This is a genomic window from Streptomyces sp. BF23-19, from assembly GCF_041106355.1.
Classification (GTDB): Bacteria; Actinomycetota; Actinomycetes; order Streptomycetales; family Streptomycetaceae; genus Streptomyces; species Streptomyces virginiae_A.
The window spans coordinates 1-8355 of sequence record NZ_JBGBPT010000137.1; the positions used below are offsets into that span (position 1 = coordinate 1).

The window sequence follows — 8355 nt, forward strand, 5'->3', positions numbered from 1 at the left end:
GGCTCCGCGGCATCGAGGTCGACCTGGTAGCCGAGGTCCCCGAGGCTCGCCACGGTCAGCCTGCTCAGGGGGTCGCCGGGGCCGCGGTGGCCTGCCTGGCGGCGCTGTCGGCCGGTGCCGCGGCGGCCACGGCCCTGGTGGCGCGGCTGCGGGTGCTGGGTGAGGTGTGGGCGGCGACGACCCCGGACCGGGACCCGTACGCGCCGGGGGCGGCGGTCACGCTGATCCTGCTGATCGCGGCGGGCGCGGCCTGGTGGACGGCCCGGGCGCTGTCGCGGCCGGAGCCGACGGTGGTGGCGGTGGTCCTGGCCTGGGCGGGGCTGTTCACGGCCCCGGTGCTGCTCGGGTTCCCGGTGGCGGCGGTGTTCGCCGCGCAGCTCGCGGTGGCGGGAGCGGTGGGCGTCCTCGCCCTGCGCTCCCCGGAGCGCGGGGTCCGGATCGCGGCGGCGGTGTGCGCCGCGGTCGGCGCCGCGAACGTGTCCCTGGGTGCGCTGGACGGCCGGACGGCGACCTTCGCGGTGTGGGGGCTGCTGGGTGCGGGCTGCGCGGCGGGAGCGGCGTACGGGGCCGCCCCGCGTCCGGTGCGGTCCGGGGCGGCCGTGTGCGCCGTCGGGTACACCACGGGTGTCCTGGTGGCCGCCGGAGCGGTGTCGGACCTGGCGGTGGTCTGGTGGGCGCTGCCGGTGCTCGCGGTCCCGGCACTGGCGGCGGCGCTCGGGCCGCGGCTGGGCGAGGTCCGGCTGCCCGTCGAGATCGCGGCGGCCGTGGCGGGCGTACTGGCGCTGGGCCTGTCGGCCGGCCGGGCCGGAACACTGGCGCTGGTCCTGGCACTGGCCGGGGTCGTCTGCGCGGGCGCCGCGGTGCGGCCGGAGCGGCGGGCCCTGGGCTGGGCGGCGGGGGCGCTGCTCGCGGCGGCGACCTGGGTGCGGCTGGCCGAGGCCGGGGTGAGCACGCCGGAGGCCTACACGCTGCCGGTGACGGTGCCCGCCCTCGTGGTGGGGCTGCTGCGGCGGCGCCGGGACCCGCAGGCCTCGTCCTGGACGGCGTACGGACCGGGCCTGGCGGCGACGCTGGTGCCGAGCCTGTTGGCGGCCTGGGGGGACCCGGGCTGGATGCGTCCGCTGCTGCTGGGGGCGGCCGCGCTGGTGGTGACCCTGCTGGGCGCCCGGCGGCGGCTGCAGGCTCCGCTGCTGCTCGGCGGGGCCGTGCTGGCGGCGGTGGCGGTGCACGAGCTGGCCCCGTACGTGGTGCAGGTCGCGGGTGCGCTCCCGCGCTGGGTGCCGCCGGCCCTGGCGGGCCTGCTGCTGCTGGCGGTGGGGGCGACGTACGAGCGGCGGCTGCGCGACGCCCGCCGACTGCGGGCCGCGATCGGCCGACTGCGCTAGTCGACCTGGGGGGAAACGCCAGAGGCCCGGAGACGGTGAAGTCTCCGGGCCTCTGGTCCGGGTGGGCGATACTGGGTTCGAACCAGTGACCCCTTCGGTGTGAACGAAGTGCTCTCCCACTGAGCTAATCGCCCGGACGCACCGCAAACATTACCGCATGTCAGCGGTGCTCCTTGACCATCACTGGTCCTTGAGGCTCCAGGGCAGGACGAGCCCGTACTTCCACAGGTAGAAACCGATCAGCGCGCCCGCGATGACGAGGCCCACGCTGGTCAGGATGATGTTGCGGCGGCGGACCTTGGGGTCGAGCGCCTTCTGTGCGGCCTCGGTGACTTTCCGCTTGGTCCAGCGCAGCACGAGGTGGGCCCAGGCGAACTCGGTGGCCCAGATCGCCAGGCCCGCGAAGATCGCGACCCAGCCGGGGCCGGGCAGGACGAGCATGGCGATGCCTGCGCCGATCACCGCGAGGCCGACGATGAAGACGCCGACCTGCCAGCTCAGGTGCAGGCTCCTGTTCCGCTTGATGAAGGCCGGGGCCTTCGACACGTGCGGCGTCTCCTCGGTGGCCTCGGTGGCCTCGGTGGCGGCTTCCGCGGTCGATCCGGCGGCGGCTTCCGTGGTGGCGTCATCAGCGGACCCGTGGGTTCCGCGGTCACTCCCCGTATTCATGGACCCGAATCTACCGGAGCTGGATGCACACCGGAATGCGGGTTTGGATCCGCCGTCCGAGGGACCCAGAGGTCCGCAAAACGGTCAGAGGGGTTTACAACGGCACCGTAGGTGGCATGTCGATTTCGCCGACGTGCGAATCCCCGAGCGCACACTGAGCGAAAGGCCCTGGCGCTTATGAACACCACGGTCAGCTGCGAGCTGCACCTGCGCCTCGTTGTGTCGAGCGAGTCCTCACTGCCTGTTCCCGCGGGCCTGCGGTATGACACGGCCGACCCCTACGCCGTGCACGCCACCTTCCACACCGGCGCCGAGGAAACGGTCGAATGGGTATTCGCCCGCGACCTCCTCGCGGAGGGCCTCCACCGGCCCACCGGTACCGGCGACGTCCGCGTCTGGCCGTCCCGCAGCCACGGTCAGGGCGTCGTCTGCATCGCCCTGAGCTCACCGGAGGGAGAAGCACTGCTCGAAGCACCCGCCCGAGCACTCGAGTCGTTCCTCAAGCGGACGGACGCCGCGGTCCCACCCGGGACCGAGCACCGGCACTTCGACCTCGACAAGGAGCTCTCCCACATCCTGGCCGAAAGCTGAGCCAGGCCTACAGCCGCTCGACACCGTCCGACTCGGGGCGACGGTGCGGGTCGGACAATCACATACGGCGATGCCGGCGCTGTTCCCGCGGAAGCCACCCGCGAGGACGGCGCCGGTGCGCTCTGCGGGACCCGCTATTGTCGGGCGGCAGCGGCGACGGCTCCCGTCGTCGCAGGCCCGGCCCCTGAGGGAGACCCCGTGCAGATCCCCCACGACACCCGTCGCGCGCTCGACGTCGTCGTCGCGCTGGTGAACACCGCGGCCGAGGCCGACCAGCCCGACGGGCTCTCGGACATCGGCGCCCTGCGCGGATTCGTCCAGGAATACTCGATCAGTGACGTCGGTGAGCTCAGCGCCCGCGACCTGGCCGGCGTGCGGACGGTGCGCGGGAAGTTCGCGCAGGTCTTCGCCTCCCCGAACCCGCGCGCGACTTCCATACTGATCAACGAGCTCGTGGCCACGGCGGGCACCACCCCGCAGCTGACCGACCACGACGGCTACGACTGGCACGTGCACTACTTCGCGCCGGGCGCGTCGGTGGGCGACCACCTGGCGGCCGACGGCGGCATGGCACTGGCCTTCATCGTGGTCTCCGGCGAGCAGGAACGGCTGCGCCGCTGCGAGGCCCCGGACTGCCGGCGCGCCTTCGTCGACCTGTCACGCAACCGGTCCCGGCGCTACTGCGACAGCCGGACCTGCGGGAACCGGCTGCACGTGGCGGCGTACCGGGCCCGGCGCAAGGAGGCCGACGCGGAGGCGTCAGAGCATGAAGAGATCGTGCACCGCGGCGAGCAGCAACAGGATGCCGATCACCGCTAGGAAGATCATCAGGGGTGGCTGGGAGAGCGCGAAGAGACAGCCTCGCGGCTCCTCCACCACAGGGGCGGGTACCGGCGGGTCACGGTGCGATGTGTCGAACATGTCGCGCCGATGATGACGTAGCGCACCCCGCACCGGCCCTCAACACGCCAACATCCGCGCGGGAGTTCGCTCGATCTTGTGGACGAGGGCGGTCCGGGCCGGTCAGGACCGGATCGCGTGCTCAGGTCCTGTGCCCACCTCGCGTGCTCAGATCCCGTGCTTCTTGAGGATGGCCTCGATGTCGGAGAAGTCCTCCGTGGGGGCGGCGGGCTCCGCCTGCGAACCGGCCCGGGTGGTGCCCAGGGACGGCGCGGAGGCGGTCGGGGCGACGGCCCCGGCGGCCGAGGTCCCCTTGACCTTCTTCGCGGGCTTCCCCGACTCCCCGGACGCCGGCAGGCCGCGGCGCTCGATGGCCCGGGTGGTCATGAAGAGCAGCCAGGACAGCCCCAGCAGCCCGAAGCCGGCCCAGACGGTCGGGTTGAAGACCATCCCGGACACCCACTCCACGAACCCCGTCATCACCAGGGCGACCGGCACCAGCGCGTACGCGGTGATCCGCGCGGCGGCCAGGAAGCGTTTGCGGTAGGCGGTGACCGCGGCGATGCCCAGGCCCGCCACTGACACCGCGGAGCAAATGGTCTCGGCAAGCATGCGGTCCTCCGGACTCTCGGCGGCTCGGCGATCTGTCCCTATCCATCCTGCACCGGCCGCCGCCGCGGCGGCCAGGTTCCCGGCCGCCCCCGGGCGGATCTCCGGGACATCTCCGGGTCGCGCCTCCTCCCTGGGTCCAGGTCTCACGGCCCCGCTCCCGGTCCGGGCCCGGTCGGTAGGGCCGGCCGGGACTGGGAGACTGTCCGTATGACCGATTCCGTGATCCTCGACGTCTGGTGCGAACTGCAGTGCCCGGACTGCCACCGCGCCCTGGACGACGTACGCGCCCTGCGGGCCCGCTACGGCGACCGGCTGGACATCCGGCTGCGCCACTTCCCCCTGGAGAAGCACAAGCACTCCTTCGCCGCGGCACAGGCCGCCGAGGAGGCCGTCGAGCAGGGTCAGGGTTGGCCCTACGCGGAGGCCGTGCTGGCGCGGACCTCGGAGCTGGCCGAGCGCGGCGAGCCGGTCCTGCTGGACGTGGCGCGTGAACTGGGGCTCGACGTCGAGGAGTTCGACACCATCCTGATCGACGGCCGGCACATCCTGATCGTCGACGCCGACCAGGCCGAGGGCAAGGCGATCGGCGTGACCGGCACCCCGACGTATGTGATCGACGGGCAGCGCCTCGACGGCGGCAAGAGCCAGGACGGCCTGCGCGCCCGGATCGAGGAGATCGCCGACCGCCTGCTCGCAGAGACGGCTTAGATCAGGTCCTTGGCGTAGTTGAAGTTGGTGGGTCGGTAGCCGAGGGAGACGTACAGCCTCAGGGCCGGGGTGTTGTCGGTGAAGACCTGGAGCGCCAGCGAGCGGTGGCCGGCGGCGAGGGCGGCGCGCTCGGCGAGGGCCATCAGGTGGCGGCCGTACCCACGGCCCCGGTGCTCGGCCCGGACCTCGACGTCGAAGATGTACGAGCCCTCCTCGCGCGGCGCGAGCCACACGTGGCCGACGGGTACCCCGGCCGCCTCCAGGACGACGAAGGTGGCTCCGGGGGTGGCCAGGCCCCGAGGCAGTTGGCTCTCGTGGTCGGCCACCGACTTGGCGCGGGCGGCCTCGGCGGACATGCCGCGGCTCCTCCAGTTCGCGGCGTAGGCCTCGACGGCCCCGGCGTACCAGACCTCGTACTCGGCGTCCGTCATGGGGCGGCCGCGCACCTCCTCGGGGAGGGCGGGGGGCTCGGCCGGCAGGTCCTTGGCCATGTTCCGGCTGTACTCGGTGTACCCGAGGGCCTCGGCCATGCACAGGCCGGCTTCCGAGTCCGCCGGGACCGAGACGCGGACCCGGCGGCAGCCCCAGCCACGTAGCACTTCCTCAGCGGCGAGCGCGGCGACGGTGGCCCTCCCCCGCCGCCGGTCGCCCTGCTCGACGTCGAGGTCGCGGATCTCGCCGACCGTCGGCCCGAAGGGGGTGTCGGAGGCGATCAGCAGGGCGCCGACCCGCCTGCTGTTGACCCGGATCTCGTACGGGCGCGAGCGCGCGCCGTCCGCCGTGTGCTGGAGCGGCCCGGACGGCCGCAGGGTGGTGGTCATCCCTTGAGTTCTACCCGTCCCCCGGCCGCCGCGACAGCCCTCCTCCGGCGGAAGCCGCCCCCGCTCCTGTCCCGGTCGCCCTACGGGTCGAGGTCCGCGCCCGCCATCACCTCGAAGATCCGCATCACCTCGGCCGTGACCGGCCCGGGGGCGGACCCCAGTTCGCGGTCGTCGATGCGCAGTACGGCCTGGGCGTCGCGCAGCGAGGAGGTCACGAAGACCTCCTCGGCCCGCTCCAGCACCTCGAAGGGCAGGTCGGTCTCCTTGGCGCCGGCCCAGTCGACGATCAGGGCCCGGGTGATGCCGGCCAGGCAGCCGGAGGCGAGCGGCGGGGTGTGCAGTTCTCCGTCGAGTACGACGAAGACGTTCGAGCCGGTGCCCTCGCAGAGGCGGCCGAGGGTGTTGGCGAGGAGCGCCTCGGAGGCCCCGGCCCGGTGCGCGGCGGCGAGGGCGACCACGTTCTCGGCGTACGAGGTGGTCTTCAGTCCGGCCACGGCGGAGCGTTCGTTGCGGACCCAGGGCACCGTGACGACGGCGGTGGTGTCCGGCCGGCGGGGGGAGTCGGCGACGGCGGCGATCAGGGTGGTCCCGGCGTCCCCGCGGTCGGAGCCGAGGGGGGAGACACCACCGGTGTAGGTGACGCGCAGCCGCCCGTGCTCCAGCGGGTTGGCCTCCAGTACGGCGGCGCAGGCGCGGCGTACCTCGTCGAGGTCGGGGTCCGGCAGGCCCAGGCCCCGGGCCGAGCGGGTGAGCCGTTCCAGGTGCCGGGTGAGCGCGAAGGCGCGGCCGCGCTCCGCCTTCAGCGTCTCGAAGACGCCGTCGCCCACGGTCAGGCCGTGGTCGAGGACGGACACCTTCGCGCTGTCCACCTCGGTCAGGGCTCCGTCGAGCCAGATCTTCATGGTGCGGTCCTTCCGATCGTGTCGTTCGTCCCCTGCGTGCCGCCGCTCACGTCGTGGCCCATGGCCACCCGCAGGAGCCGGGCGGCCTTGAGTTCGGTCTCCGCCCATTCGCGGTCGGGGTCGGAGCCCCACGTGATGCCCGCTCCGGTGCCGAAGAGCAGGCGGGGTCCGCCGGCGGCCTCGCGGTCGATCCAGAATGTACGGATGCCCACGGCGAGCTCGGCGGTGCCCCGGTCGGCGTCGACCCAGCCGATGCCTCCGCAGTAGGGGCCGCGTGGGGCGGTTTCCAGGGCTTCGATGATCCGCAGGGCGGAGGACTTGGGGGCGCCCGTGACGGAACCGGGCGGGAAGGTGGCGGCGAGCAGCTCGGGCCAGCCGGTGCCGTCGGCGAGCTCGCCGCTCACGATGGAGACGAGGTGGACCAGGCCCGGGTGCTCCTCGACGGCGCACAGCTCGGGGACGGCGACGGAGCCCGTCGCGCAGACCCGGCCGAGGTCGTTGCGTACCAGGTCCACGATCATCACGTTCTCGGCGTGGTCCTTGGGGAGCAGGTCGTGGACGGTGCGGCCGGTCCCCTTGATGGGGCCGGACTCGATGTGCCGGCCGGACCGGCGCAGGAACAGCTCGGGGGAGGCGGTGGCGATCTCGACGCCGTGGGCGGCCAGGCGAATCGTTCCTGCGAAGGGTGCGGGGTTGCCGCGCGCGAGGAGCGCGGTGAGCGCGTCGACGTCGGCGCGGTCGGGGTGGGGCAGCGGTGCGGACATCACCCGGCAGAGGTTGGCCTGGTAGACCTCACCTGCGGCGATGTGCTCACGGATGCGCCGCACCCCGGCCACGTACGCGGCACGGTCGAGGGAGGAGGTCCACCGGTCGGCGTCGGGTCCGCGCCAGGCGCCCGGAACGGGCGCGGGGACGGGCGCGCGGCGTACGTCGCCGAAGCGCGCGCAGACGAGCCGGCCTTCGAAGTCGGCGGACACCGCCCAGAAGCCGGTGGAGTCGAGGGCGGCGGGATCGCTGGTGACGTCTCGGAGGTCGGTCGCGAGAAGGCCGCCGAAGCGGGCCATGGGAGGCAGGTCGTGCACGGCTGCGAGTCTATGACCGGTGACGACACGGCGCCGGTGCGGTGACGGCAGCGTGACCTGTGGTGATCGAGCGGCAGCACGCTGCGGAAACGCGTTTTTGAGCTGGCCCGGTAATCCGCTAGAGTTCAACACGTCGCCAGGGAGCGAAGGGGAAAAACCCCGGAGCGAGCACGGCGACCTGCGGACGTAGCTCAGTTGGTAGAGCACCACCTTGCCAAGGTGGATGTCGCGAGTTCGAGTCTCGTCGTCCGCTCGAAGTGGGGGATCTTCCCGAGAACCCCCGCAGCTCCAGGTGGAGTGGCCGAGAGGCGAGGCAACGGCCTGCAAAGCCGTCTACACGGGTTCAAATCCCGTCTCCACCTCCAAGGACGATTAGCTCAGCGGGAGAGCGCTTCCCTGACACGGAAGAGGTCACTGGTTCAATCCCAGTATCGTCCACTGATCCGCAAGGATCCCCGCGCGATTAGCTCAGCGGGAGAGCGCTTCCCTGACACGGAAGAGGTCACTGGTTCAATCCCAGTATCGCGCACGCAGCACCAGCATCACCTTGTTCCACCTGCGGCTTTCGAGCCACGGAGCCCGCGCGATTAGCTCAGCGGGAGAGCGCTTCCCTGACACGGAAGAGGTCACTGGTTCAATCCCAGTATCGCGCACCACCTGAAAGCCCCGACCGTCCCACGGTCGT

General features: G+C 72.5%; 9 protein-coding genes and 6 tRNA genes. 9 read left to right on the top strand and 6 right to left on the bottom strand.

Annotated elements, in window-relative coordinates:
- The coding region (locus AB8A24_RS41225; RefSeq protein WP_369479070.1) for an SCO7613 C-terminal domain-containing membrane protein at nt 1–1385 on the top strand (1385 nt) is incomplete at its 5' end.
- 62 nt (nt 1386–1447) lie between these two features.
- Here the strand turns inward: AB8A24_RS41225 and AB8A24_RS41230 are convergent.
- Together AB8A24_RS41230 and AB8A24_RS41235 are read right to left on the bottom strand one after the other, a co-directional pair.
- Nucleotides 1448–1519 (bottom strand) — tRNA-Val (locus AB8A24_RS41230).
- Nucleotides 1520–1565: 46 nt separating this feature from the next.
- A complete protein-coding gene (locus tag AB8A24_RS41235) occupies nt 1566–2054 on the bottom strand; it encodes a TIGR02611 family protein (RefSeq protein WP_369479071.1) in 489 nt (162 codons plus the stop codon).
- A 177-nt stretch (nt 2055–2231) separates the two neighbouring features.
- On the opposite strand from AB8A24_RS41235, the gene AB8A24_RS41240 reads away from it, so the two are divergent.
- Together AB8A24_RS41240 and AB8A24_RS41245 are read left to right on the top strand one after the other, a co-directional pair.
- Nucleotides 2232–2645, top strand: a complete 414-nt coding sequence (locus AB8A24_RS41240; protein WP_030011909.1) for an SsgA family sporulation/cell division regulator — start codon at nt 2232–2234, stop codon at nt 2643–2645.
- 198 nt (nt 2646–2843) lie between these two features.
- Complete coding sequence (locus AB8A24_RS41245; protein ID WP_328964036.1) at nt 2844–3464, top strand: CGNR zinc finger domain-containing protein; 621 nt, start codon at nt 2844–2846, stop codon at nt 3462–3464.
- Between the two features lie 249 nt (nt 3465–3713).
- Here AB8A24_RS41245 and AB8A24_RS41250 read toward each other — a convergent pair whose 3' ends face one another.
- Nucleotides 3714–4157, bottom strand: coding sequence for a hypothetical protein (locus tag AB8A24_RS41250; RefSeq protein WP_328964035.1), 444 nt, complete (start codon nt 4155–4157; stop codon nt 3714–3716).
- A 207-nt stretch (nt 4158–4364) separates the two neighbouring features.
- On the opposite strand from AB8A24_RS41250, the gene AB8A24_RS41255 reads away from it, so the two are divergent.
- Entirely contained in the window at nt 4365–4865 is a 501-nt protein-coding gene (locus AB8A24_RS41255) for a DsbA family protein (protein ID WP_369479072.1), read from the top strand.
- On the opposite strand, the gene AB8A24_RS41260 is transcribed toward AB8A24_RS41255, so the two are convergent.
- The 3 genes from AB8A24_RS41260 to AB8A24_RS41270 form a co-directional block, all read right to left on the bottom strand.
- On the bottom strand, nt 4862–5686 hold the full coding sequence (locus AB8A24_RS41260) for a GNAT family N-acetyltransferase (RefSeq protein WP_369479073.1): 825 nt from the start codon (nt 5684–5686) through the stop codon (nt 4862–4864). The genes AB8A24_RS41255 and AB8A24_RS41260 overlap by 4 nt on opposite strands.
- An 80-nt stretch (nt 5687–5766) precedes the next feature.
- Nucleotides 5767–6588 (bottom strand): aminotransferase class IV, encoded by an 822-nt coding sequence (locus AB8A24_RS41265; protein WP_030723555.1) that lies wholly within the window; start codon nt 6586–6588, stop codon nt 5767–5769.
- Complete coding sequence (locus tag AB8A24_RS41270; RefSeq protein WP_328964032.1) at nt 6585–7670, bottom strand: chorismate-binding protein; 1086 nt, start codon at nt 7668–7670, stop codon at nt 6585–6587. The genes AB8A24_RS41265 and AB8A24_RS41270 overlap by 4 nt, the downstream gene beginning before the upstream one ends.
- 180 nt (nt 7671–7850) lie before the next feature.
- Between AB8A24_RS41270 and AB8A24_RS41275 the strand changes: the two genes are divergently transcribed.
- The 5 genes from AB8A24_RS41275 (at nt 7851) to AB8A24_RS41295 (ending at nt 8326) form a co-directional block, all read left to right on the top strand.
- A tRNA-Gly gene (locus AB8A24_RS41275) sits at nt 7851–7923 on the top strand.
- A gap of 38 nt (nt 7924–7961) precedes the next feature.
- Nucleotides 7962–8035 (top strand) — tRNA-Cys (locus tag AB8A24_RS41280).
- Nucleotide 8036: 1 nt separating this feature from the next.
- Nucleotides 8037–8108: transfer RNA gene (locus AB8A24_RS41285), tRNA-Val, on the top strand.
- A gap of 19 nt (nt 8109–8127) precedes the next feature.
- A tRNA-Val gene (locus tag AB8A24_RS41290) sits at nt 8128–8199 on the top strand.
- Between the two features lie 52 nt (nt 8200–8251).
- A tRNA-Val gene (locus tag AB8A24_RS41295) sits at nt 8252–8326 on the top strand.
- Nucleotides 8327–8355: the final 29 nt, after the last annotated feature.

Coding starts and splice junctions, on each gene's coding strand:
- AB8A24_RS41235 (WP_369479071.1), bottom strand. CDS start 2,054: ATGAATACGGGGAGTGACCGCGGAACCCACGGGTCCGCTGATGACGCC.
- AB8A24_RS41240 (WP_030011909.1), top strand. CDS start 2,232: ATGAACACCACGGTCAGCTGCGAGCTGCACCTGCGCCTCGTTGTGTCG.
- AB8A24_RS41250 (WP_328964035.1), bottom strand. CDS start 4,157: ATGCTTGCCGAGACCATTTGCTCCGCGGTGTCAGTGGCGGGCCTGGGC.
- AB8A24_RS41255 (WP_369479072.1), top strand. CDS start 4,365: ATGACCGATTCCGTGATCCTCGACGTCTGGTGCGAACTGCAGTGCCCG.
- AB8A24_RS41260 (WP_369479073.1), bottom strand. CDS start 5,686: ATGACCACCACCCTGCGGCCGTCCGGGCCGCTCCAGCACACGGCGGAC.
- AB8A24_RS41265 (WP_030723555.1), bottom strand. CDS start 6,588: ATGAAGATCTGGCTCGACGGAGCCCTGACCGAGGTGGACAGCGCGAAG.